Annotated in this window: 24 protein-coding genes and 1 riboswitch; of the genes, 15 read left to right on the forward strand and 9 right to left on the reverse strand. The window is 72.2% G+C overall.

Translation table 11 applies throughout. From position 1 onward, the window contains the following. Positions 1 to 53 precede the first annotated feature (53 nt). From ACQEUU_RS16070 to ACQEUU_RS16095, 6 genes are all read left to right on the forward strand, one after another. Entirely contained in the window at positions 54 to 1,376 is a 1,323-nt protein-coding gene (locus ACQEUU_RS16070) for an NYN domain-containing protein (RefSeq protein WP_433066361.1), read from the forward strand. A 104-nt stretch (positions 1,377 to 1,480) separates the two neighbouring features. After that, the gene (locus ACQEUU_RS16075; protein WP_433066364.1) at positions 1,481 to 2,434 is read left to right on the forward strand and encodes an NlpC/P60 family protein; all 954 of its coding nucleotides are present in this window, start codon (positions 1,481 to 1,483) and stop codon (positions 2,432 to 2,434) included. Between the two features lie 312 nt (positions 2,435 to 2,746). Continuing rightward, positions 2,747 to 2,911: riboswitch (cyclic di-AMP (ydaO/yuaA leader) on the forward strand. A gap of 73 nt (positions 2,912 to 2,984) precedes the next feature. Then, a complete protein-coding gene (locus ACQEUU_RS16080) occupies positions 2,985 to 3,545 on the forward strand; it encodes a C40 family peptidase (protein WP_433066367.1) in 561 nt (186 codons plus the stop codon). 87 nt (positions 3,546 to 3,632) lie between these two features. Next, positions 3,633 to 4,442, forward strand: a complete 810-nt coding sequence (locus tag ACQEUU_RS16085; protein ID WP_433066370.1) for a hypothetical protein — start codon at positions 3,633 to 3,635, stop codon at positions 4,440 to 4,442. Positions 4,443 to 4,453: 11 nt separating this feature from the next. Continuing rightward, the gene (locus ACQEUU_RS16090) at positions 4,454 to 5,818 is read left to right on the forward strand and encodes a M48 family metallopeptidase (protein WP_433066372.1); all 1,365 of its coding nucleotides are present in this window, start codon (positions 4,454 to 4,456) and stop codon (positions 5,816 to 5,818) included. Then, the gene (locus tag ACQEUU_RS16095) at positions 5,815 to 6,900 is read left to right on the forward strand and encodes a glycosyltransferase family 4 protein (protein ID WP_433066375.1); all 1,086 of its coding nucleotides are present in this window, start codon (positions 5,815 to 5,817) and stop codon (positions 6,898 to 6,900) included. Before ACQEUU_RS16090 ends, ACQEUU_RS16095 begins: the two co-directional genes overlap by 4 nt. Positions 6,901 to 6,912: 12 nt before the next feature. Here the strand turns inward: ACQEUU_RS16095 and ACQEUU_RS16100 are convergent, their stop codons facing one another. The 5 genes from ACQEUU_RS16100 to ACQEUU_RS16120 form a co-directional block, all read right to left on the reverse strand. Further along, positions 6,913 to 7,830, reverse strand: coding sequence for a carbohydrate ABC transporter permease (locus ACQEUU_RS16100; RefSeq protein WP_433066377.1), 918 nt, complete (start codon positions 7,828 to 7,830; stop codon positions 6,913 to 6,915). Further along, the gene (locus ACQEUU_RS16105) at positions 7,827 to 8,699 is read right to left on the reverse strand and encodes a carbohydrate ABC transporter permease (protein ID WP_433066379.1); all 873 of its coding nucleotides are present in this window, start codon (positions 8,697 to 8,699) and stop codon (positions 7,827 to 7,829) included. The genes ACQEUU_RS16100 and ACQEUU_RS16105 overlap by 4 nt, the downstream gene beginning before the upstream one ends. Next, the gene (locus ACQEUU_RS16110; protein ID WP_433066382.1) at positions 8,699 to 9,985 is read right to left on the reverse strand and encodes an ABC transporter substrate-binding protein; all 1,287 of its coding nucleotides are present in this window, start codon (positions 9,983 to 9,985) and stop codon (positions 8,699 to 8,701) included. Before ACQEUU_RS16110 ends, ACQEUU_RS16105 begins: the two co-directional genes overlap by 1 nt. A 136-nt stretch (positions 9,986 to 10,121) precedes the next feature. Next, entirely contained in the window at positions 10,122 to 10,475 is a 354-nt protein-coding gene (locus tag ACQEUU_RS16115; RefSeq protein ID WP_433066384.1) for a hypothetical protein, read from the reverse strand. A gap of 130 nt (positions 10,476 to 10,605) precedes the next feature. Beyond that, positions 10,606 to 12,372 (reverse strand): AMP-dependent synthetase/ligase, encoded by a 1,767-nt coding sequence (locus ACQEUU_RS16120; protein ID WP_433066386.1) that lies wholly within the window; start codon positions 12,370 to 12,372, stop codon positions 10,606 to 10,608. Between the two features lie 137 nt (positions 12,373 to 12,509). Here ACQEUU_RS16120 and ACQEUU_RS16125 point away from each other — a divergent pair, with 137 nt between their 5' ends. From ACQEUU_RS16125 to ACQEUU_RS16155, 7 genes are read left to right on the forward strand one after another with little or no spacing between them, the layout of a single operon-like run. Beyond that, on the forward strand, positions 12,510 to 13,277 hold the full coding sequence (locus tag ACQEUU_RS16125) for a metallophosphoesterase (RefSeq protein ID WP_433066389.1): 768 nt from the start codon (positions 12,510 to 12,512) through the stop codon (positions 13,275 to 13,277). A gap of 48 nt (positions 13,278 to 13,325) precedes the next feature. Next, positions 13,326 to 13,763, forward strand: a complete 438-nt coding sequence (locus ACQEUU_RS16130) for an SRPBCC family protein (protein ID WP_433066392.1) — start codon at positions 13,326 to 13,328, stop codon at positions 13,761 to 13,763. Position 13,764: 1 nt separating this feature from the next. Then, entirely contained in the window at positions 13,765 to 14,946 is a 1,182-nt protein-coding gene (locus ACQEUU_RS16135) for an ArsA family ATPase (RefSeq protein ID WP_433066394.1), read from the forward strand. A 38-nt stretch (positions 14,947 to 14,984) separates the two neighbouring features. Continuing rightward, positions 14,985 to 15,407, forward strand: a complete 423-nt coding sequence (locus ACQEUU_RS16140; protein WP_433066397.1) for a DUF5304 family protein — start codon at positions 14,985 to 14,987, stop codon at positions 15,405 to 15,407. Positions 15,408 to 15,422: 15 nt separating this feature from the next. Then, positions 15,423 to 16,355, forward strand: a complete 933-nt coding sequence (locus ACQEUU_RS16145) for an ROK family glucokinase (RefSeq protein ID WP_433066400.1) — start codon at positions 15,423 to 15,425, stop codon at positions 16,353 to 16,355. 4 nt (positions 16,356 to 16,359) lie between these two features. Continuing rightward, positions 16,360 to 17,058, forward strand: coding sequence for an endonuclease/exonuclease/phosphatase family protein (locus ACQEUU_RS16150; RefSeq protein ID WP_433066403.1), 699 nt, complete (start codon positions 16,360 to 16,362; stop codon positions 17,056 to 17,058). 38 nt (positions 17,059 to 17,096) lie between these two features. Next, positions 17,097 to 18,203: a hypothetical protein gene (locus tag ACQEUU_RS16155; protein WP_433066406.1), complete on the forward strand. Its 1,107-nt coding sequence runs from the start codon at positions 17,097 to 17,099 to the stop codon at positions 18,201 to 18,203. Positions 18,204 to 18,250: 47 nt separating this feature from the next. Here ACQEUU_RS16155 and ACQEUU_RS16160 read toward each other — a convergent pair whose 3' ends face one another. Both ACQEUU_RS16160 and ACQEUU_RS16165 read right to left on the reverse strand, forming a co-directional pair. Further along, positions 18,251 to 18,799 carry a hypothetical protein gene (locus tag ACQEUU_RS16160; RefSeq protein WP_433066408.1) on the reverse strand — a complete coding sequence of 183 codons (549 nt, stop codon included), beginning with the start codon at positions 18,797 to 18,799 and terminating at the stop codon, positions 18,251 to 18,253. Between the two features lie 46 nt (positions 18,800 to 18,845). After that, positions 18,846 to 19,604 (reverse strand): alpha/beta hydrolase, encoded by a 759-nt coding sequence (locus ACQEUU_RS16165; protein WP_433066411.1) that lies wholly within the window; start codon positions 19,602 to 19,604, stop codon positions 18,846 to 18,848. Between the two features lie 148 nt (positions 19,605 to 19,752). On the opposite strand from ACQEUU_RS16165, the gene ACQEUU_RS16170 reads away from it, so the two are divergent. Then, positions 19,753 to 20,460, forward strand: coding sequence for a lysophospholipid acyltransferase family protein (locus tag ACQEUU_RS16170; RefSeq protein ID WP_433066414.1), 708 nt, complete (start codon positions 19,753 to 19,755; stop codon positions 20,458 to 20,460). Between the two features lie 33 nt (positions 20,461 to 20,493). On the opposite strand, the gene mmuM is transcribed toward ACQEUU_RS16170, so the two are convergent. Next, positions 20,494 to 21,351, reverse strand: coding sequence for a homocysteine S-methyltransferase (mmuM, locus tag ACQEUU_RS16175; RefSeq protein ID WP_433071860.1), 858 nt, complete (start codon positions 21,349 to 21,351; stop codon positions 20,494 to 20,496). Positions 21,352 to 21,442: 91 nt separating this feature from the next. Next, on the reverse strand, positions 21,443 to 22,093 hold the full coding sequence (locus ACQEUU_RS16180; RefSeq protein WP_433066417.1) for a Crp/Fnr family transcriptional regulator: 651 nt from the start codon (positions 22,091 to 22,093) through the stop codon (positions 21,443 to 21,445). A 73-nt stretch (positions 22,094 to 22,166) separates the two neighbouring features. On the opposite strand from ACQEUU_RS16180, the gene ACQEUU_RS16185 reads away from it, so the two are divergent. Further along, positions 22,167 to 22,442, forward strand: coding sequence for a YciI family protein (locus tag ACQEUU_RS16185; protein ID WP_433066419.1), 276 nt, complete (start codon positions 22,167 to 22,169; stop codon positions 22,440 to 22,442). The last annotated feature ends 2 nt before the right edge of the window (positions 22,443 to 22,444 follow it).

Here is a 22,444-nt window from a genome sequence, read left to right on the forward strand (position 1 = left end):
TACCCGGCAGCCGTACCCTTGTCTGAAAGAGCATGTCATGAAGGGACAGTGGGATGAGCGCAGCGGGTGAAGGCCTGTCTCGCCCGCTTCCCGAGCAGGTGCGGCTCAACGTCGTCGACCTGGCGGCCCAGGTCCTCGGCTCGATGCCCGCCGCCGCCGTCCCGCCGCCGCTGCGCGGCATCGCCAGGTTCGACCCGCGCAAACGCGCCCGCCTGGGCGGCGCCCCCATCGCGGCCCAGCTGGAGAACGACAAGGACTTCCGCGAGGCCGTCGCCGAGCACGTCGCCGCGGGCTGGCCGGAGCTGGTCTCCGCCCTGGCCGAGGGCCACCTGCCGCCCGCCGCCGATCCCGTGCTCGTCGCCGCCGCCGCCTACCTGACCCGCCCTCCGGGGTGGGAGGAGATGATCGAGACCGCGCGGGCGGACCTGGAGCAGAGCGCCGCCGCGGCCGAGGGCTCGGAGCGCGAGGAGGTCGTGTCCCGGCTGCGCGAGCAGCTCGCCGCGCAGAAGTCGGCGGCCAAGGAGGAGACCGACCGGCTGCGCGAGCAGCTCAAGACCGCCCGCAGCGAGAACAGCGACCTGCGCCGCAAGCTCCACGACGCCCGCGAGCGGGCCAAGGCCGCCGTGCGCCGGGCCGAGGAGATGGAGCACGCCGCCCAGGATGCCAGGGCCGCGGCGGTCGCGGCCGGGAGCGCGGGCGAGACCGAGCTGCGCCGGCTGCGCGAGCGCCTGGCCGACACGGAGAAGCAGCTCGAAGCCTCGCGCCGGGCCGCACGCGAGGGCCGCAGCATCGAGGACGCCCGCATCAGGGTGCTGCTCGACGCGCTGCAGGACGCCTCCGCCGGGCTGCGCAGGGAGCTGGCGCTGCCCACCACCATCTCCCGCCCGGCCGACTCGGTGGCCGCCGTCTCCGGGGAGACGCCCGGGGTGCGGGGGGTGCCCGCCCGCGCGCTCGCCGACGACGACCCGCAGCTGCTCGACCAGCTCCTCGCCCTGCCGCAGATCCACCTGATCATCGACGGCTACAACGTGACCAAGACCGGCTACGGCACCCTCACCCTGGCCGACCAGCGCAACCGGCTGATGACCGGGCTCGGCGGGCTGGTGGCGCAGACCAGGGTCGAGGTGACCGTGGTCTTCGACGGCGCCGAGCTGAACGCGCCGGTGCAGGTCGTCGCGCCGCGCGGGGTGCGGGTGCTGTTCAGCGCACCCGGAGAGATCGCCGACGACCTGATCCGTCAGCTGGTCCGGGCGGAGCCGCCGGGCCGGGCCATGGCCGTGGTCTCCTCCGACCGGGAGGTCGCCGAGTCCGTGCGCCGGATGGGCGCCAGACCCGTTCCGTCTGCTTTGCTGCTGCGCAGGCTCGGCCGCGCTTAGATGACAAATGAGTGTTTAGGTGAGACCCCACCTTGCGCTTCTGTACTATTTCGCCCCAGATCTATTCCCCCTGGAGGCGAGCTGTGAGGGTGGGCCGGGCGCCGTTGGCCGCAGGTCTTGTGATCGGGCTGATCATCGTTCCGGCGGGAGGGGTCCTCGCTGATCCACAACCGACGATCAGTCAGGCCAAGGCCAAGCTTGAGAAGCTCAACGACAAGGCCGACAAGGTCGTCGACCGCTACAACACGGCCACCGAGAGCTACAAGGACGCCAAGAAGCGTTACGACAAGCTCGACGACGGCTACAAGCGCAAGCTGTCCACGGTCACCGAGCTGCGTCAGCAGGTGGTCGCGATGGCCGTCAACGGCTACCAGGTCGGCCGCGACCTGACCGCGCTGCCGAGCCTGGTGACCAGCGACCGGCCCGACGACCTCCTCTACCAGATGGCGCTGACCGGCCGGCTGTCCCAGGAGCGCGCCGGCATGCTGGCCGCCTTCGACCGGGAGAACCGCGGGCTCAAGGCCGAGCGGGACAAGGCCCAGGCCGCCCTCGGCGAGGCCGACGAGAAGCGCGACGAGATCAGGCGGGAGCGCGCTGAGGTCGAGAAGCTGATCGCCCAGCAGAAGAAGCTGCTCAACCGCCTGGGCGCCTATCGGGCCGGCGATCCGAACAGCACCGGCATCAAGTACACCGGCCCCGCCTCCGGCAGCGCCGTGGCCGTGCTGAACTTCGCCTATGCGCAGGTCGGCAAGCCCTACCAGTTCGGCGGCACCGGCCCCGGCGGCTGGGACTGCTCCGGCCTGACCCAGGCCTCCTGGCGCGCCGCCGGGGTGTCGCTGCCGCGGACGACCTGGCAGCAGTGGGCGTGGGGCGCCAACCGGCGGGTCTCGCTCGACGCGCTGCAGCCGGGCGACCTGATCTTCAGCGAGGGCCTCGGACACGTGAGCATCTACGCCGGGAACGGCAAGATCGTGCACGCTCCGCAGACCGGCGACGTGGTGAAGGTCGTCCCACTTTCCTCGTACGGACGACGCCTCGTCGGCGCGGTGCGCCCGTGAGCCTCTGAGGCTTTTGTGACTGTTGTGACACATGTGACTTGACTTGCCGTCAGAGTCCGAAGTGTGAGTATGGTCACATTCGCATAACGAGGCTCCAGGTCCAGCAGGGATCCCTGTTCTTACAGCGGGCTTGTCCGGCCTTTACTCGTTGACCGGGCCTTTGCCAGAACGTGACGTTCCGGCGTAGGTTCTGGCGTCGCGGCGGTCACGCCATGCCCGCCGCCGGCCGTCATCTCGGGTGCCGCAGGCGCCGCGATGCGGTCGCACATCCGCCGGCCACCGCCGCATCCCCGCGCACCTCTCTGGGCGCGGGGCGGTGGCCTGCCGAATCCGTGCAGCCAGGAGCACGGAGCCGGGGAACCACAGATTCCGTCATTTCAGAGCGGGATCAGGGGTGAATCGGCGCGTCACGCGCCGTAGGGCGACTTCCAGGCCCGAATCCGACAGCTAACCCGGTAGGCGTTCGTGGAAGACTCAAGGAGCAATCCTGTCTACCTCTTCGCATAACCCCCGTCTGTCCCGTCTTGCCCTGCGTGGCGTAGCGCTCACGATGACCGTGACGGCCGGAGGCGTCGGTCTCCACGCCTCCGCGGCGCAGGCGGAGCCGGTGGCCCCCGCGGGGGCCACCGTCACCAAGGCGGCGGAGTCCGCAGGGACGGCCACGGCTGTCAAGGCAGCCAAGGCCGGCAAGACCGCCAGTACAGCCAAGACCGGCAAGACCGCCAAGCGGAGCAAGTCGGCCCGGCAGCAGGTGAAGGCCCACAAGGCCGTCGCGGTGGCCAAGAAGCAGATCGGTGACCCGTACCGTTACGGGGCCACCGGGCCGCACGCGTTCGACTGCTCGGGGCTCGTCCAGTTCGCCTGGAAGAAGGCCGGAGTGTCCATCCCGCGCGTGACGAACAGCCAGTTCGCGCGCATCAAGAAGAAGGTCTCCTACAAGAACCTGCGACCGGGTGACCTGATGTTCTTCCGCGGGCTCGGCCACGTGGGCATGTACGTCGGCAAGGGAAAGATGGTCCATTCACCGAGCACGGGCAAGACCGTGCGTATCGAGAAGCTGAGCGGATGGCGCAAGTCGTCGTTCGCCGGTGCGGTGCGCCCCGGTCTGTGACCGACGGCGAAGGCCCCGTCCCCGCAGGTGGGGGGCGGGGCCTTCGGCGTCCCCGAACGGCTAGCATCGGGCAGCGTGTCCGGGAACGTGAGCCGTCGAGCGGCGCTGACGGGGCTGGCGGGGCTGGTCCTCGCCGTCGCCTCGGCCGACGGGGCGGGACCGGTGGCCGCCGTCGCGGACGAACTGGCCGAGGTGCGCGCGCTCTGGCGGGGGCAGCTGAGCGTCGCCCGCCACGGGCGGGCGCTGGTCGCGGGCCGTCGCGCGGGCCCCGTGCCGCTGGCCGAGCTGGCGCGGCGGGCCGACGCGGCGGGGCGGCGGGTGTCGGCGGTGCTGGGCGGCGCGGTGCGCCCGCTGGTGCTGGCGCCCGCCTCCGGAGCCGAGGCCGCGCGGCTGGCCCGCACCGGGTCACTCGACGGGCTGGCGGCCGTGGCGGACGGCAGTCGGGTGATCGTGGTGCCCGAGGGGTTCGCCCGGCTCAACCCGACCGGCAGGGACGTGGTGCTCGCCCACGAGCTCACGCACGTGGCCGCGGGCACCGACGGCCTCCCGATCTGGCTGTACGAGGGGTTCGCCGACTACGTGGCCTACCGGGACGCCGGGCTGCCGGTCACCGTGGCCGCGGCCGAGCTGGCGGCCGAGGTGCGGGCGGGACGGACTCCCGGCGGGCTGCCCGGTCCCGCCGGCTTCCGCGCCCCGGGCGACGGGCAGGCGCGGGCGTACCAGGAGGCGTGGCTGGCGTGTCGGTTCCTGGCGGCGACCCTGGGTGAGGGGACCCTGGTGAGGCTCTACCGTGAAGCGCGGAGTGTCGGCGCCGACCGGGCGCTCGCCGCGCACGGGCTCACGCCCGGCGACCTGGCCCGGGGGTGGCGCGACTACGTGCGGGACCAGCTGGGGTGAGAGGACGGGACGTGGACGACGGCCACGACAGGAACGGCACCATGGGCGAGCCTCCGGCCGGGGCGTCCGCGTACCCGGAGGAATCCCTCGGACGCCCGGAACGGCGGGAGCGGCCGGGCGCGGAGCCTGATCGCGGGAGGTGGCGGCAGGCCGGGGTGGCCGGGATGGCGCTGGGGGCGGCGATCCTCGCGGTGATAGGGCTGACGACGCCCTGGCAGGCGCTGCAGGGGGCCTCGGAGGTGCCCGCCGATCCCGCCGCGGACTTCACCGCCGGGGAACTCGCCCGCGCGCGGGCGTTCGACGCCGCCACCGCGGTGCCGGGCTACCTGTCGCTCGGGCTGACGCTCGTCTTCGCCGGCCTGCTGGTGGCCACCCCGCTGGGCGCGAAGGTCCTCGGGGCCATGCGGGGGCCGTGGTGGGTGCGGGTCCTGCTGGGGGTGTTCGCGCTCACCGTCGTGGAGGAGGCGCTGCGCTGGCCGCTCGGCGTCTGGTTCGAGACCGTGCTGCGCGACTACGGCCTGTCCACGCAGGACTGGGTGTCGTGGACGGGCGACCGGCTCAAGAGCATCGCCATCAACACCGCGCTGCTGGCCGTGATGATCCTGGCGGTGGTGGCGCTGGCCCGCCGGTTCAGGCGCTGGTGGATCCCGGCGGCGGCCGGGGCGTTCACGCTCACCGTGGCCGCCTCCTTCGTCTACCCGGTGGTGTTCGAGCCGGTGTTCAACGACTTCCACTCGATGCCCGGCGGCCGGCTGCGGACGAACCTGCTGGCCATGGCCGAGCGCGACGGGGTGCCGGTGGAGGACGTGCTGGTGGCCGACGCCTCGCGCCGCACCACCGCGCTGAACGCCTACGTCTCCGGGTTCGGCGCCACCCGGCGCATCGTGGTCTACGACACCCTGCTCAAGGCCCCGGAGCGGGAGGTGGAGCTGGTGGTGGCGCACGAGCTGGGGCACGCCAAGGAGAACGACGTGCTGCACGGCACGCTCGTGGGCGCGCTGGGCGCCGCGTTCGGCGCGATCCTGCTCTACCTGGTCTTCGGCCGGGTGCGCGGGCGGGCCGGGGTGGCGTCGATCGCCGACTGGCGCGCGGCGGGCGCGATCATGGGGTTGATGACGCTGGCGACGTTCCTGTCCGGGCCCGCGCAGAACCTCGTCAGCCGTCAGATCGAGGCCAGGGCCGACGCCCACGCCCTGGACCTGACCCGGGACCCGGTCACGTTCGCGGCCATGCAGAAACGCCTGGCAACAGCCAACATTTCTGATTTGTCGCCAGATGCGGTCGAATATGTGCTCTATGCCTCCCACCCGACGGCGCCGCAGCGGATCGCGACGGCCCGCTCCTGGGCGAAGCTGAACGGCGTCCCCGGCCCGTGACCCGCGTCGTCTTCGTCACCAACGACTTCCCGCCCCGCCCCGGCGGCATCCAGTCGTTCGTGCACGGCCTGGCCCAGCGCACCCCAGGTGCCGCCGTCTACGCCCCCGCCTGGCCCGGGTGCGCCGAGTTCGACCGCCGCCAGCCGTACCCGGTCGTGCGGCATCCCGGACGCCTCATGCTGCCCGTGCCGTCCGTGGCCCGTAGGGCCGCCGCGCTGGTGGCCGAGCACGGCGCGGACACCGTCGTCTTCGGCGCGGCGGCCCCGCTCGGGCTGCTCGCGCCGCGGCTGCGCGCCGCCGGCGCGCGGCGGGTGGTGATGCTCACCCACGGCCACGAGGCGTCCTGGGCGAGCGCGCCCGGCTTCCGCGCGGTGCTGCGCCGCATCGGCGCGCACGCCGACGCGGTGACCTACCTGGGCGAGTACACGCGCGCCCGGCTCGCCACGGCCATTCCGGACGGCAAGCTGGTACGGCTCGCGCCCGGCGTCGACACCGGCCTGTACCATCCGCGCACGGCCAAGGCCGAGCTGGGGCTGGCGGGCCGGCCGGTGGTGGCGTGCGTGTCCAGGCTGGTGCCGCGCAAGGGCCAGGACCAGCTCATCAGGGCCTGGCCCGAGGTGCTCGGCGCGGTCCCCGACGCCGTGCTGCTCCTGGTCGGCGGCGGGCCGCACCGGCGCGCGCTGGAAAGGCTGGCGGGCGGCCACCCGTCGATCGTCCTCACCGGCACCGTCCCGGCCGCCGACCTGCCCGGCTACTACGCCGCGGCCGACGTCTTCGCCATGCCGTGCCGTACCCGATGGCGGGGGATCGACGTGGAAGGGCTCGGGATCGTGTTCCTGGAGGCGGCCGCGACCGGACTGCCGGTCGTGGCGGGCCGCTCGGGCGGGGCGCCCGAGGCCGTGCGGGACGGCGAGACCGGCCTGGTCGTCGACGGCCGCGACCCGGCGCCGGTGGCCGAGGCCCTGATCGAGCTGCTCACCCACCCCGAGCAGGCGCGGAAGATGGGCGAGACGGGCCGCGACTGGGTCGTGCGCGAATGGTCCTGGGACCGGGTCGCCGACCGCTTCCTCGCCCTGCTCTGAGCCTCCTCGACGTCACCCCTTCGTCGAGCCGAGCGTCAGCCCGGCCACGAACTGCTTGTGCAGCAACTGGAAGACGATCAGCGTCGGCAGCGCCACCAGCACCGAACCGGCCGCCAGCAGGTTGTAGTCGGTGAAGAACTGGCCGCGCAGGTTGTTCAGCGCCGAGGTGACCGGCAGCTTGTCGCCCGACACCATGAGCACCAGCGCCCACAGGAAGTCGTTGTACATCCAGGTGAACTGCAGCGTGGCCAGCGCCGCCAGCACCGGCCGGCACAGCGGCAGCGTCAGCGTCCAGTAGCGCCGCCACAGGCTCGCCCCGTCGACCAGCGCCGCCTCGGTGATCTCCTCGGGGATCGTCCGCATGAAGTTCGCCATGACGAACACGCAGAACCCGAACTGGAACGCCACGTGGATGAGGATCAGCCCCAGGTACGAGTCGTACAGCGACTGCGAGTCCGACAGCCAGGCCGGCAGCGGGATCAGCGTGTAGAGCGAGTACAGCGGCGTGATGAGGACCTGCGGCGGCAGCAGGTTGCCCGCGGTGAACACGATGAGCAGCGTCCTGCGCCCGGGGATGCGCGCCCGCGCGATGGCGAACGCCGCGAACGAGGCCAGGAACAGCGTCAGCGCCAGCGCCGGGATCACGATGATCAGCGTGTTGAGGTAGTAGCGGGGCAGCTCCGCCTGGCTCCACGCCTGCCCGTAGTAGTCCAGCGTGAGCTGCTCGGGCAGCGAGAAGTAGCCCAGCCGGGCGGTCTCCTCGTACGGGCGCAGCGACGCGTACAGGGCCAGCAGGAGGGGCAGCAGCCAGCCCAGCGCCACCAGCGCCAGGAAGGCGTGCAGCAGCCAGCGCAGCGGACGCGGCCCGCGCCGGGGCGGCGTCGCGGCCCGGGGGGCCGGGCTCGTCCCGACGGGCGCGGTGAGCGTCATCGTTCCTCCCGGAACAGCTGCGACAGGTAGGTGACGATGAACCCGAGCGAGATCACCAGCAGGATCACCGCGATGGCCGAGCCGAACCCGATCCGGCTGGCCTCGCCCACGATGTTCTCGGTGACCAGCACCGACAGCAGTTCGAGCCCGTTCCTGCCCTTGTTGATGGCGTAGACGATGTCGAACGCGCGCAGCGCCTCGATCACCGTGATCACCAGCACGATCACGTTGACCGGCCGCAGCGTCGGGAACACCACCCGGAAGAACGCCTGCCTCTCGTTGGCCCCGTCGATGGCGGCGGCCTCCTTGAGCGCCGGGTCGACCGCCTTCAGCCCCGCGAGATAAATGATCATGACGTAGCCGACGTGCCGCCACGCGGCCGCCACCATCACCACCCAGATGTTGACCGACCGGTCGCCGAGCCAGTCGACCGACAGCCCGGTGACGGCGTTCAGCACGCCGTAGTCGTGCGAGTAGACCAGCTGGGCGATGAACCCGACCACGGCCAGCGACAGCACCACCGGCATGTACAGGGCGCTCTGGTAGACCCGGGAGCCGCGCAGCCGCCGGTCCAGCAGCACCGCGCAGAACAGCCCGAACGGGGTCGCGACCAGCCCCAGGAAGACCAGCCAGAGGACGTTGTTGCGGACGGCCGACCAGAACGGCGGATACTCGCCGGCCAGGTCGGCGTAGTTGCGCCCGCCGATCCACTCGAACGGTCCGAAGCCGTTCCAGTCGGTGGCGGACAGGGCGACGGAGGCCAGCGTGGGCCCCCAGATGAGGCCCACGTTGACGATGACGGCCACCCCCAGCCCGATGACCAGCACGGTCACGTCCCGGGCGGAGTAGCGACGGGTCCTGACGGCCATCAGCGGAAGATGTTGGCCTTCTGCTGCTCGATGCTCGCCAGTAAGGAGTCGACCTCACCGGGCTTGTCGATGAACGACTGCAGTGACGGGATCATCACCGTGGACGCGAAGTCGGGCCGGGTGTCCCGGTCGAGGAACTGGGCGATGTGCGAGGCCTGCGAGACCAGCTCCGCGCCGCGCTTCTGCAGCGCGCTGTAGCCGCTGGTGTCGGCCTTCGAGCTGGCCGCGAGCGTGCCGGGGTCCAGCTCGGTGGCGACGTTCTGCGACGACGCCTGGGCCAGGTGCTTGACCAGGGCCTTGGCCCCGTCGACGTTCTTGGCCTTGGCGGAGACCATGTAGCCGTCGATGGGGGCGTCGATCGAGTCGGTGCCGTGGGCGGGATCGATCTCGGGGAAGGTGAAGAAGTCCAGGTCGGCCAGGTCCTCCTCGGGGAACTGCTGGGCCACGAACATGCCGAGCAGGTACATGCCGCTCTTCTTCTGCGCCAGCGACTGCGCCGCCTCCTGCCAGGTGCGGCCCAGCGACGCCGGCTGGTGGTACTCCAGCAGCCCGCGCCAGGTGTCGAACACCTGCTTGACCCGCGGGTCGGTCCACGACTCCTTGCCCGCCATGAGGGAGATGTGGAAGTCGTAGCCGTTCGTCCGCATGTTGATGATGTCGAACGTGCCCATCGCGGGCCAGCCGTCCTTGTCCGCGAACGCGATCGGCACCAGGTCGTCGCCCCGCATCTTCTTGGCCAGCGCGGTCAGCTCGTCGAGCGTCCTGGGAGGCTCGTACCCCTTCTCCTCCCAGACGCTCTTGCGGTAGAAGACCGCCCACGGGTAGTACGTGAACGGGATGAAGTACTGCTTGCCGTCGATGCCGGTGGAGGCGTCCTTGAACGCCTGCGTGTAGTCGCCGCCGATCTCCTGCCACACGTCGGAGATGTCCGTGGCCAGGCCCTGCTCGGCGAAGAACTGCATCCGGTAGCCGGCGAACCAGGTGAACACGTCGTCGGGCGTGCCCCGCAGGTAGCGGTTGATGTTCTCCTGGAACGTGTTGTGGTCGACGGTGTTGATCCGCACGCCGGCCTGGGTGAAGTCGCCGACCACGGTGGCCAGTGACTTCTTCGGCACCTCGTCGGAGGCGTTGGAGCCCAGGGTGACGGTGCCCAGGTCGCCGGTGGCGGCGCCCCCGGGGCTCGGCTGCTCGGAGCCGCCGCAGCCGGCGAGCGCGGCGGGCACGCCGAAGGCCGCGGCCGTGCCGAGGAGCAGATTGCGGCGGGAGATCGGCGGACGTTGGTCCATGGGTGGTTCCTCCTTGCCGGACCCTCATATTCCCCCGAGTTCAATCACCTCTCATCGAAAAGCCAACTTTTCAAACTGTCAACGGACCAACGCCAAGAGGCCGCCGGGGAGTCGCCGGCGGCCTCGTGGACGATCGTCAGTTGCAGGACGGACAGTTGCTGATCTTGCGCTGGATGTCGATGAGGATCCTCATCATCTCGGTCTGCGTCGCCTGCATGGCGTCGAACTTGCGGTCCATCGCGTCGAACCGCTGGTCGACGGCTTCGAACCGCTTGTCCACGGACTCGGCCAGGTCGCCGACCTTCGTGTCGAGCTTGTCGACCTTCTCGTCCAGGGCGCCGACCCTCTTGTCGAGGGTCTTGACCCGGTCGGCCACGCCGTTGACGCGCTCGGTGAGCTGCTGGCCCAGCTCGATGTGGTCGGCCTTGATCTGGATCAGCTCGTTCTGGATGGCGGCGCCGAATCGAACGGCTGTGTCATTGAGGCTCACGGGTGGTCTCCCCTACCGTCGGAGGCAGGGACCGGGGATGTTAGGGATCTCCGGTCCCGGCTGTCCTCCGAAGGCTACCGTCCGTGACCGCTTGGCTCCACACCGCCTCTTTAACCGGCCGGGACTCCGGTCAGCCCTCGGCCCCGTAGAGAGCCGCGATCTCGTCCGCGAAGTCGCGGGCCACGATCTGCCGCTTCACCTTGAGCGTCGGGGTCAGATGGCCGCTCTCCTCGGTGAGGTCCGAGGCCAGCACGGTGAACTTCTTGATCTGCTCCGCCTTGGAGACCGTGCTGTTGGCCCGGTCGACCGCGCCCTGCACCTCGTCCAGGACGCGCGGGTCGGTGCGCAGCTCGGCGGCCGTGGCCGGGGCGTACGGCTCCAGCGCCTCCGGGTCCAGGGTGATCAGCGCGCCGACGAACGGCCGCCCGTCGCCGACGACCATCGCCTGGGAGACGAGCGGGTGCGCGCGCAGCGCGTCCTCCAGCGGGCCGGGGGCGACGTTCTTGCCCGCGGCCGTCACCAGGATCTCCTTCTTGCGCCCGGTGATGCTCAGGTAGCCGTCGTCGTCCAGGTCGCCCACGTCGCCGGTGTGGAACCAGCCGTCGGCGTCGACGACCTCGCCGGTGGCCTGCTCGTCGTTCCAGTAGCCGACGAACACGTTGCGGCCCTTGGCCAGGATCTCGCCGTCGTCGGCGATGCGGATCGTGACGCCGGGCAGCGGCCGGCCCACGGTGCCGATCTTGTTGGCGCCCGGCAGGTTGACCGAGCAGGGGGCGGACGTCTCGGTCAGCCCGTAGCCCTCGAACACCTCGATGCCGACGCCGCGGAAGAAGTGGCCCAGCCGGTCGCCCAGCGCGGACCCGCCCGACACCGCGGCCGACAGCCGCCCGCCCGTGGCCTCGCGGAGCTTGGCGTACACGAGCTTGTCGAACAGCGCGTGGCGCAGCCGCAGCCCGAGCCCGGCCCCGCCGGTGGTCCGCGCCCTGCTCCAGGCCACCGCCACGTCGGCGGCGCTCGCGAAGATCCTGCCCTTGCCGCCCGCGATGGCCTTCTGCTCGGCGGCGTTGTAGACCTTCTCGAAGACGCGGGGCACGCCCAGCAGGAACGTCGGCTTGAAGTCCTGCAGGTCGGGCGCGACGTTCTTCATGTTGGGGGTGTGCGCCATGACCGCGCCCGCCTCCACGAGCACGACCTGGATCATGCGCGCGAAGATGTGCGCCAGCGGCAGGAACAGCAGCGCCCGGGGGTCGCCGGTGAACAGCGGCCGCAGCGGCCCGTGCAGCACGTTGAGCGCGGTGAACAGCAGGTTGTCGTGGGTGATGAGACAGCCCTTGGGGCGGCCGGTGGTGCCGGAGGTGTAGACGATGGTCGCCAGGTCGGACCCGCTCACCCGGGACCGGAGCTCCTGCAGGGCGGCGTCGTCCACGCCGCCGGAGTCGAGCGAGCCGTCGAGCGCGGCCTCGACCCGCCAGACGTCCTTGAGTCCGGGGGCCGCGTCGCGGACCGTCCGCTCGTGCGCGTCCAGTTCGACGAAGGCGGCCTTGGCGCCGCTGTCGGCGAGGATCCAGCCGACCTGGTCGGCCGAGGACGTCTCGTAGATCGGCACGGTGACCGCGCCGATCGCCCAGACCGCGTAGTCGATGAGCGTCCACTCGTAACGCGTGCGCGACATCAGCGCCACCCGGTCGCCGTGTCCGACGCCGGCCGCCATCAGCCCTTTGGCCACCCCGGCCACCTGGTCGCGGAACTCGCCCGCGGTGACCGCGGGCCAGCCGTCGCCGGCCTTGCGGCGCAGGATCACCCGGCCGGGTTCCCGCTCACCCCGCTGGAACACGGTGTCGGCCAGCGAGGCCGAGCCGGGGACATCCACCACGACGGGGACGCTGTATTCGCGCACGGGTTCACTCCTCCGGGTGCACGTTTGGGATCGACCCGGACGTTACCGCGTTAAGTTACCAATAGGTAGCTTTCGTCATCCAGGTGTTATGAGCAGCCGTTCCTCACGCTAGCAGGCGTTACTCGTAGGATTCCCGCATGAGGGTCCATGTGATCAGCGACGTGCACGGCAGGGCCGACGCGCTCGCCCGGGCGGGCGACGGCGCCGACGCGCTGATCTGTCTCGGCGATCTCATCCTGTTCATCGACTACGACGACCACGCCCAGGGCATCTTCGCCGACCTGTTCGGCGCCGGCCGGGCCGCGGAGTTCATCGCGCTGCGCACCGCCAAACGCTTCGACGAGGCCAGGGCCATGTCGGCGGAGCTGTGGGGCAGCCTCGGCGGCGACCCGCGCGAGCACATCGAGCGGCATGTGCGCGCCCAGTACGCCGAGCTGTTCGCCGCCATGCCCGCCCCGGCCTACCTGACCTACGGCAACGTCGACGTGCCCCGCCTGTGGAGCGACTACCTCGGCCCCGGGCACCGGGTGCTCGACGGCGAGACGGTGGAGATCGGCGGGCTGCGCTTCGGGTTCGTCGGCGGCGGGCTCAAGACCCCCTACCGGACCCCCAACGAGATCGGCGAGGCGGAGTTCGCCGCCAAGGTCGAGGCCATCGGCGAGGTGGACGTGCTGTGCTGCCACATCCCGCCCGCCGTGCCCGAGCTGCTCTACGACGTGGTGGCCCGGCGCTTCGAGCGGGGGAGCGAGGCCACGCTGGAGCTGATCCGGCGCACCCAGCCGCGCTACGCCCTGTTCGGCCACGTCCACCAGCCGCTTCGCCGGCGCACCCGCATCGGCCGCACCGAGTGCGTGAACGTCGGCCACTTCCGCGGCCGGGGCGTCCCGTACGTCCTGGAGTGGTGACCAGGCCCGCTCCGCCGCCGGGAGCCGTTTCTGCACTACTTTGGTGCCATGGCTGATCGCACCAGTTCGAGTATCACCGTCGACGCCGACCGCGCCCGCGTGATGGCGGTCATCGCGGACCTCCCCTCCTATCCGGAGTGGGCCGGCCAGGTCAAGAGCGCCGAGGTGCTCACCAGCACCCCCGACGGCAGGCCCGCGACCGTGCGGTTCGTGCTCGACGCCGGTGTGATCAGCGACACCTACACCCTCGCCTACACCTGGCACGACGACCAGAGCGTCACCTGGCGGGTGATCGAGCCCGGCAAGATGGTCGCCGAGCTCGACGGGAGTTACCTGCTGGCGGAGACGGGCAGGGGAGTCGAGGTGACGTACGAGCTCGCGGTGGACCTCGCCGTCCCCATGATCGGCATGATCAAGCGGAAGGCGGAGAAAGTGATCGTCGACACGGCGCTCAAGGGACTCAAGAAGCGCGTGGAAGGCCGCTGAAGTGCACCCTCGCGTCCTGCTCTTCACCGGCAAGGGCGGCGTCGGCAAGACGACCGCCGCGGCGGCCACCGCCACCCTGGCCGCGCGGCGCGGCCTCAAGACGCTCATCGTCTCCACCGACACGGCCCACTCCCTGGCCGACGCGCTGGGCGCCGAGCCCGGTGAGATCGCCCCCGGCCTCCACCTGCACCAGGTCGACACCCAGCGCACGCTCGAACGCCACTGGGGCGAGCTGCGCGAGTACGCCCGAGGCGTGTTCGTCGAGCTGGGCCTGGACGAGATCACCTCCGAGGAGATCACCGTCCTGCCCGGCGCCGAAGAGGTCATCGCCCTGCTGGAGCTGCGCGAGCACGCCCGTTCCGGCCGCTGGGACGTCATCGTCGTCGACTGCGCGCCCACCGCCGAGACGCTGCGCCTGCTGGCGCTGCCCGAGGCGCTCGACTGGCACGTCAACCGGCTCATGCCGGTCGGCCGCAGGCTCATGCGGCTGGCCGCGCCGCTGGTGCGCGGCGTGGCCAGGGTCAGCGCGCCGGGCGAGGACGTGATGAACGCCGGCGAGCGCTTCCACCGCGGGCTGCTGGAGGTGCGCGAGCTGCTCACCGGAGACCACGCCTCGGTGCGCCTCGTGCTCACGCCGGAGGCGGTGGTGCTCGCCGAGGCCAGGCGCACGCTCACCTCGCTCAACCTGTACGGGTACCGCGTCGACGCGGTCATCGCCAACCGGGTCTTCCCCGGCGAGGACGCCGACGAGTGGCGCGCCCGCTGGGTCGAGGCCCAGTCCAGGCTGCTGACCGAGGCCGAGGAGTCGTTCGCGCCGCTGCCCGTGCACACCGTGCCCTACCTGCCCGCCGAGCCCGTCGGCAGGCAGGCGCTGGCCGACGTCGGCGCGGCCCTCTACGGCGAGAGCGACCCGTTCGCGCCGCCCGCGGTGGAGCCGCCGCTGCTGCTGTCCGCCGACGAGCTCACCCTGGCCCTGCCCGGCGCGGAGCGGGGCGAGGTGGACCTGGCGCGCAAGGGCGACGAACTGATCATCACCGCGGGGCCGTACCGCCGGATCCTGGCCCTGCCCGTGGCGCTGGCGCGCAGGAAGATCAGCGGCGCGGTGCTCCGCGACGGCCGGCTCCGGGTACGGTTCACCTCGGAGGCGGAAACCGACGAAGCGAGCGGCCGGGACGGCGCGTGAGCGAAGAGGGCGGACGCCGTACCGACCGGGAGGGCCAGATGACCGAGAATGACCGCACCACAGCCAACGACAGAGACCCCATCGGCACCGTCGCCGAGGAGGCGCGCAAGCTCTTCGACAGCCTGCAGGGCCGCGCCACCCGGCACGTCGGCAAGTCCGTGTTCAGCTCGTTCACCGGCGGCGGACGGTCCGAGAGGGATGTGTGGAGCGAGGCCGTCGCCGAGCCGCACGACGAGTACGTCTGCCGCGCCTGCCCGCTCTGCCGGGCCATCGCGGCGCAGCGCGAGTCGGGCGGCGACCGCACCGCCGACGTGGCCACCCACCTCGTGGCGGCCGGAGGCGAGCTGTTCGCCGCCTTCCGCGACGCGCTCGACGTGCTCAGCAGCCGCCCCGCGACACGCGAGCGGGATGATCGAGGGCGTGACGACCGCGACAATGTCGAACACATAGACCTGGACTAGCAGAGGGATTGGGTCATGCTCACGATCGGTGTGGACATCGGCGGCACCAAAGTCGCCGCGGGCGTGGTGGACGAGGACGGCACGATCCTGGAGCAGACCCTCAGACCGACCGACGCAGAGCACCCCGACCTGGTCGCCGAGACCGTCGCCGCCTGCGTCCGCGAGCTCGCCGAGGGCCGGGAGATCGAGGCGGTCGGCATCGGCGCGGCGGGGTTCGTCGACGAGTCCCGCTCGGTGGTGCGGTTCGCGCCCAACCTGGCCTGGCGTGAGGAGCCGCTGCAGAAGCGGATCAACGGACTGGTCGGGCTGCCCGTCGTGGTGGAGAACGACGCCAACGCCATGGCCTGGGGGGAGTTCAGGTTCGGCGCCGGGCGCGGCCAGTCCCACATCGTCTGCCTGACCATCGGCACCGGCATCGGCGGCGGCATCGTGCTCGACGGCGCACTCTACCGAGGCCGCTGGGGGATGGGCGCCGAGCTGGGCCACATGGAGATGGTGCCCGAGGGCAGGCTGTGCGGCTGCGGCCTGCACGGCTGCTGGGAGCAGTACGCGAGCGGCAACGCGCTGGTCATCGAGGCCAGGGAGCTCGCCGCCGCGCACCCCGAACGGGCCGCGATCCTGACCGGGCTGGCCGGCGGCAGGATCGAGGGCGAGGAGGTGACCGAGGCGGCGCACAAGGGCGACGAGGCCTCACTGGCCGCCTTCGACAGCCTCGCCGACTGGCTCGGCCAGGGCATGGCCGACCTGGCCGCCGTGCTCGACCCCGGCTGTTTCATCCTCGGCGGCGGCGTGTCCAGGGCGGCCGACCTGTTCCTCGACCGGGCCAGGAGGACCTTCGAGGAGCGGCTGACCGGCAGGGGCCACCGCCCGGTGGCGGAGGTGCGGCTGGCCGAGCTCGGCGCCTCGGCCGGGCTGGTGGGCGCGGCCGACCTTGCCAGGCGGCGCTGACCGGGTGACCGAGCTCAGGGTCGGCACGTACAACCTGCGAGGTCTCAGGGACGACGTGCCCGCGCTCGTGCGGGTGCTGACCGCGATGCGCGCCGACCTGATCTGCCTGCAGGAGGCCCCCCGGCTGGTCGGCTGGCGGGCCCGCTGCGAACGGCTGGCGGCCCGCTGCGGGCTGCGCCTCGTGGCGGGCCAGGGCCTGGCCGGGGTGGCGGTGCTGGCCGCGCCCCGGGTGCGGCCGCTGCACGCCGAGAGCGGCCTGCTGCGGGTCTTCCTCGGCCTGGAGCCGCGAGGGCTCGCCGTGGCCGTCGTGGAGGTGGACGGGGCGCCGCTGGCCGTCGCCTCGGTCCACCTCGACCTCGACGGCCGGGCCAGGCTGCACCACGCCGCCGAGGCGATGGCGCGGGTGCGCCGGGCCGCGGCCCCGTACGGCGCGCCCGTCGTGCTGGGCGGCGACCTGAACGAGAACCCGCACCAGCCGGCCTGGCGCTATCTCGCCGGGCAGCTCACCGACTGCTACGCCGCCGCCCCCCGCGGCGACGGGTTCACCTTCACCGCCAGACGGCCTGGACACCGTATCGACGGGGTGTTCGCCGCGCCCGGGATCCAGGTCCTGTCCTGCGGCGGAGTGGACGCCCCCGGGGCCGATCTGGCCGCCGCGACCGACCATCTGCCGGTCGTCGCCCACCTGAGACTCGGCGGGTGAAGCATGATCGGTCCCCGGGAACCCGTAGCATCTCCTTCATGACCCGTCGCACTCCGCGGCGTGCGCTCACCATGATCCTGGCGGCCGGCCTGGCCGTTCCCGGCCTCCCGACCGTCGCGCATGCCGACCCGCGCCCCGCCGCCATCGACGCCTGGCAGCGGAGCACCAGCGTGCGGCTGCCCGTCGACGGCTCGCTCTCCGACGTGCTCGCCCTGCCGTCCGGCACCGTGTGGGCCGTGGGCCAGCAGCAGATCTGGGACGTGTGGAAGAACCGCGGCACCATCCGCCACTGGAACGGCGAGCGGTGGAGCGAGGTCGGCATCCGCGACACCACCGGCGCCGGCAACCTGCGGTCGGTCTCGGCCGCGGGGGAGGGCGACGTGTGGACGGTCGGCGACGGCCTCGACGGCCTGCCCTACCTCGCCCACGGCGACGTCGCCGGCTTCGACCGGGTCCGGCCGCAGGGGCTGCGCAGCGGCGACTGGCTGGGCGGGGTCGAGGCGGGCGGGGAGCGCGTCGTCGGCGTCGGCAGCCGCGGCAAGCACGCCCTCATCGTCACCCGCGAGGACGGCGACTGGCTGGTCCGGGAGACCGGCGAGAAGGGCGCCCTGTACGCCGTCGACGGCGACCTCGCCGTCGGCGACACCGGCACCGGGCCGCTGATCATGAAGCGTTCCGGCGGCTCCTGGAAACGGGTCAAGACGCCGGCCATCGCCGGCGGCTACCTGCGCGACGTGCACGCCGACAGCGCCAAACGGGCGGTGGCGGTGGGCGGCGTCTACCGCGGCCCCGGCGCGGTCGAGCCGCTCGCGCTGGCGTGGAACGGCAAGCAGTGGCAGCGCCTGCCCGTCCCGGCCGGCGGGGCCCGCCTCTACGGGGTGACCGGCGACGGCAACGGCCACTACTGGATCTCCGGCCACGACCCCGCCCGCGCCGCCGAGGCCTACCTGCTGCGCTGCGACAAGCGTTCCTGCGACGTGATGCGGGGCGTGGCCGCCGACGGCAGGACCAGCGTCCGCCTGCAGGCCGTCACCTACCTGGAGGGCAGGCAGGCGGTGTGGGCGGTCGGCCACGCGGTCGACGGCCGGGAGCGCTACACCGACGTGGTGGAGTCCTTCGGGCCGCGCGAGCCCGAGAAGTCCTAGAGCCTGAGAAGCCCTGGAGCCCGAGAAGCGCCAGGGCCTGCGAAGTCCTAGAGACGGGCGCCGTCGTCCCAGCCCGAGTCGCCGGGCGGGCCGTCGCCCATGCGCACCACCAGGGCCACGAACCCGCCGATGAACGCCGCCACCGCGCCGAACAGAGCCCAGCCCTCCATGTGCCAGCCGGCCATCGCGGCGATCAGGAGATAGCCGGGGCCGCCGAACAGCGCCACCCAGGCGAGCTTGGCCGGCAGGTCGAGCTTCGGCAGCGGCGGTGGAGGCGGCGGCTCGTAGTGCCCCTCGTCGTCGCTCTCCCGCCGGCCGGAGCCGTCCTCAGCGCCCTCGCCGTCCTTGCCGCGCGCGTCGGCCGGGTCGTCGGGGTCGTCGGGGTCGTCGAGGTCGCCCGGGTCGTCCAGGTCGTCCGCGCCGGCCCGGCGGTCGGCGGCGAACTCCTCCGGCGGTCTGACCACCCGCCGCGTCGGCTCGACAGGGAGGTTCTCGCTGTCCGGCCAGGGCTGATCGGCCGAGTCTCGCTCGGCGGTCTCGTTGAAGGACGCGACGATCTGACGCCAGACCTCGTCCTCGTCACTCTGGGGCGTCACTCAGATGGGCCTCTCCACAGCGATCGCGACTTCCCCCTGGGTGCGATCAGTCCCTCTGCAAGGGTACCGAGGCATGGGTCCGGATGAAGTCGAGGCTCCCGGCAAAGATCCTGTCGGCATCGTTGTCCAGCGTCGCAACATGGTAGCTATCGGTAAGTTCCTCGATCGTGGCCTGCGGGACCCTCTCACGGATGAGGGCCACGCTGGCGGGTTTCACCACGTGGTCGTCGGTGCTGTGGTAGACCAGCAGCGGCTGCCTCACCTTGCTCAGGTCGGCCTGCACCAGCGACCACAGCTCGGGCAGCGACGCGGCCGCCTTCACCGGGGTGCGGCTGTAGGCCAGCTCGGTGACCCCGGCCTTCTTCACGTCGTTGCCCACCCCCGGAATCGAGGGGATGAACCACTTCAGCAGCGGCGCCAGCTTCAGCAGCCACACGTCGTTGGTGATGGACGGGTTGACCACCACCACGCCGCGCACCCCCTCGCCGTGCATCTCGGCCAGCCGCAGCGCCAGGCACCCGCCGAGCGACAGCCCCGCGGTGAACACCTCGGCACAGCGGCCCTGGAGGTCCGCGAACGCCTTCTCCACCTCGGCGTACCAGTCCTCCCAGCGGGTACGGTTCATCTCCTGCCAGGTGGTGCCGTGCCCCGGCTGGCGCGGCAGCGACACCGTCAGCCCGTGCGAGGCCAGATACTCGGCCCAGGGCCGCAGCGACTGCGGAGTGCCGGTGAAGCCGTGGCACAGCAGCACGCCGACCGGTCCTGCGCGGTGGTGGTAGGGCTCGGCGCCTGGCATGAGCGGCATAACAGCTCCTCCATGCTTTTTCATCCCGGAACTGCCCGATCGTCGCACGATCCAGGGCGATTGTGCGAGAGGTGGTGTAGGAGCATCCACCGTGGGATGGGAAGATGACTACCTGTTGGCGACCGTCGCGTGAGGAAGAGGTGGCCGGGTGTTCTACTGGGTGGTCAAGGCCATCTTGGGGCCGATCCTCCACATCGTCTTCCGGCCGGTCACCGAAGGCGTCGAGAACGTGCCCAAGGAGGGGCCGGCCATCCTCGCCGGCAACCACCTGTCCTTCGCCGACCACTTCTTCGGCCCGCTCCACCTCCGGCGCAAGGTCATCAGCCTGGGCAAGTCGGACTACTTCACCGGGCGCGGCGTCAAGGGCTTCTTCACCCGCATGTTCTTCAGCGGCGTCGGCACCGTCCCGATCGACCGCTCCGGCGGCAAGGCCAGTGAGGCCGCGCTCCGCACCGGCCTGCGGGTGCTGCGCGAGGGCCACCTGCTCGGCATCTACCCCGAGGGCACCCGCTCGCCCGACGGCCGCCTCTACAAGGGCAAGACCGGCGTGGCCAGGCTCGCGCTGGAGTCGCGGGCCCCGGTCATCCCGTGGGCCATGGTCAACACCTTCGAGATGATGCCGCCGGGCAGGCCGCTGCCCAAGCTCGGCATCCGTCCCGAGGTGCGGTTCGGCAAGCCGCTCGACTTCTCCCGCTACTACGGCATGGAGGACGACCGGCTGGTGCTGCGCGCGGTGACCGACGAGATCATGTACGCCCTGATGGAGCTGTCGGAGCAGGAGTACGTCGACAAGTACGCCGCCAGCGCCAAGGTGGAGATGGAACGGGCGGCCAGGGCCGCGAACAAGGGCGAGTGACACCCCGACCGGCCTTCAAGGCCGGGCGGGCGTTCAGGCCAGGTGGGCGCGGAGCTCCCGGATGTGGTCGGGCGTGGTGCGGCAGCAGCCGCCGATCAGCGCGGCCCCCGCGGCCTGCCACTCCTTGGCCGCCTGACCGTACCCGATCGGGTCGGCCGTGCCGCGCCAGCGGCGCTCGGCGGCGTCCCAGGTCTCGCCCGAGTTCGGGTAGACCACGACGGGCAGGCCGCCGCGCAGGGCGGCGATGAGCCCGGGGATGTGCCGCGGGGCGGTGCAGTTGGCGCCGACGGCCACCACCTGCGGGTTGCCGGTGAACAGCGCGGCCGCCTCGGCGATCGGGGTGCCGTCGCTGATGTGGGCCGCGTCGCGGCAGGAGAAGCTCACCCAGACCTTGACCGACGGCGTCTCGGCCAGCAGCCTGGCCAGCGCCCGCGCCTCGGCGAACGACGGGATGGTCTCGCAGGCCAGCAGGTCGGCCTCGGAGGAGGCGAGGATCTCCCAGCGGGGGCGGTGCCAGGCCAGCAGCGCGTCCTCGTCGACGCCGTAGTCGCCGGTGTATTCGGCCCCGTTGGCCAGGCAGGCGCCGTAGGGGCCGACCGAGGCCGCCACGAGCCCGCGGCCGGCCTCGTCGCGGGCCTGCGCGGCCACCTCCACCGACAGGCGGATCAGGCGCTCGGCCTGCTCCCGGTCGATCCCCCTGCGCAGGAAGCCGGGGATGGACGCCTGGTAGCTGGCGGTCGTGGCCACGTCGGCGCCGGCCGCGAAGTACGCGGCGTGCGCCTGCCGGATCAGGCCGGCGTCGTCGAGCAGCAGCCGAGCCGACCAGAGCGCGTCGCCGAGGTCGGCGCCGAGCCGTTCGAGCTGGGTGGCGAGCCCGCCGTCGAGCACCATCGTGGTCACCCGTCCAGGATACGGCCGCCCGAGGTGCCGGGGTTTCCGGTGATTCCTCCGGCCCGGAGGACGGGGACGGTCGAGGCCGGGATCAGGGCGTGCCGCCGATGCGGGCGAGCGCGTCCCGGTCGAGCACGGTCACCTCCGACCTGCCGAGCCGGACCAGGCCGCGCCGCTCGAAGGCCCGCAGGGCCCGGTTCACGCTCACCCGGGTGGCGCCGATCTCCGCCGCCAGCCCGGCCTGGCCGCCGTCCAGCCGCACCGGGCCGCGCCGCCGTACCAGCCACTTGGCCAACCGGGCGGGCACGTCGAGCAGCACCGCGTCGGCGAGCCGCTCGTCGAGGGCGCGCACGGTCTCGGCGAGCGTCAGCAGCACGCGCGCCGCCACCGCCGGCTCGGTCGCGACGAGCTCGCGCACCGCGCGCCCCGGCAGGTACGCGACCCGCACCGCCGTGACGGCGGTCAGCGTGGCCCGGTGCGGGCCGCCCGCCAGGAGCGCGGTCTTGTCGAACGCGACCGGGGCGGACGGCGCCGCCAGCACCGCCTCCCGGCCGTCCGTGCCCGCCCGGCTCGCCCGGACCCGGCCCTCCAGCAGCACGATCAGCTCACCCGCGGGATCGCCCTCGGTGCACAGCACCTGCCCGGCCGGGTAGCGGCGGTGCCGGGCCAGCCCTTCCAGCTCCCGGACCCGCGCGGCGTCCAGCCCGCTCAGCATCGGCAGATCGGCCAGCGCGTACGTCATGTATCCGGTGATACACCACCGGCGTGTCCCTGGGCGCGGCGCCGGCGGCCCCCGCGGCCCTAGCGTGCCGGGCATGACGAGATTCGTGGTCCAACTGGCCTTCGACGGCGACCAGGAACGGCAGCGGGAGCGGCTGCGGGTGCGGCCCGCTCATCGCGAGCACCTGCGCGCGCTGAAGGACAGGGGCCTGCTGGTGACGGCCGGCCCCTGGGCGGACGACAGCGGAGCCCTGCACGTGTACGAGGTCGCCGGCGAGGCGGAGCTGCGCGCCATCCTGCGCGACGACCCGTACACCGTGGCGGACGCCTGTGAGCTGGTGCTGCTCAAGGAGTGGACGCCGCTGCCATGACC

The sequence above is a fragment of the Nonomuraea sp. CA-218870 genome (genome assembly GCF_050936535.1).
GTDB lineage: Bacteria > Actinomycetota > Actinomycetes > Streptosporangiales > Streptosporangiaceae > Nonomuraea > Nonomuraea corallina.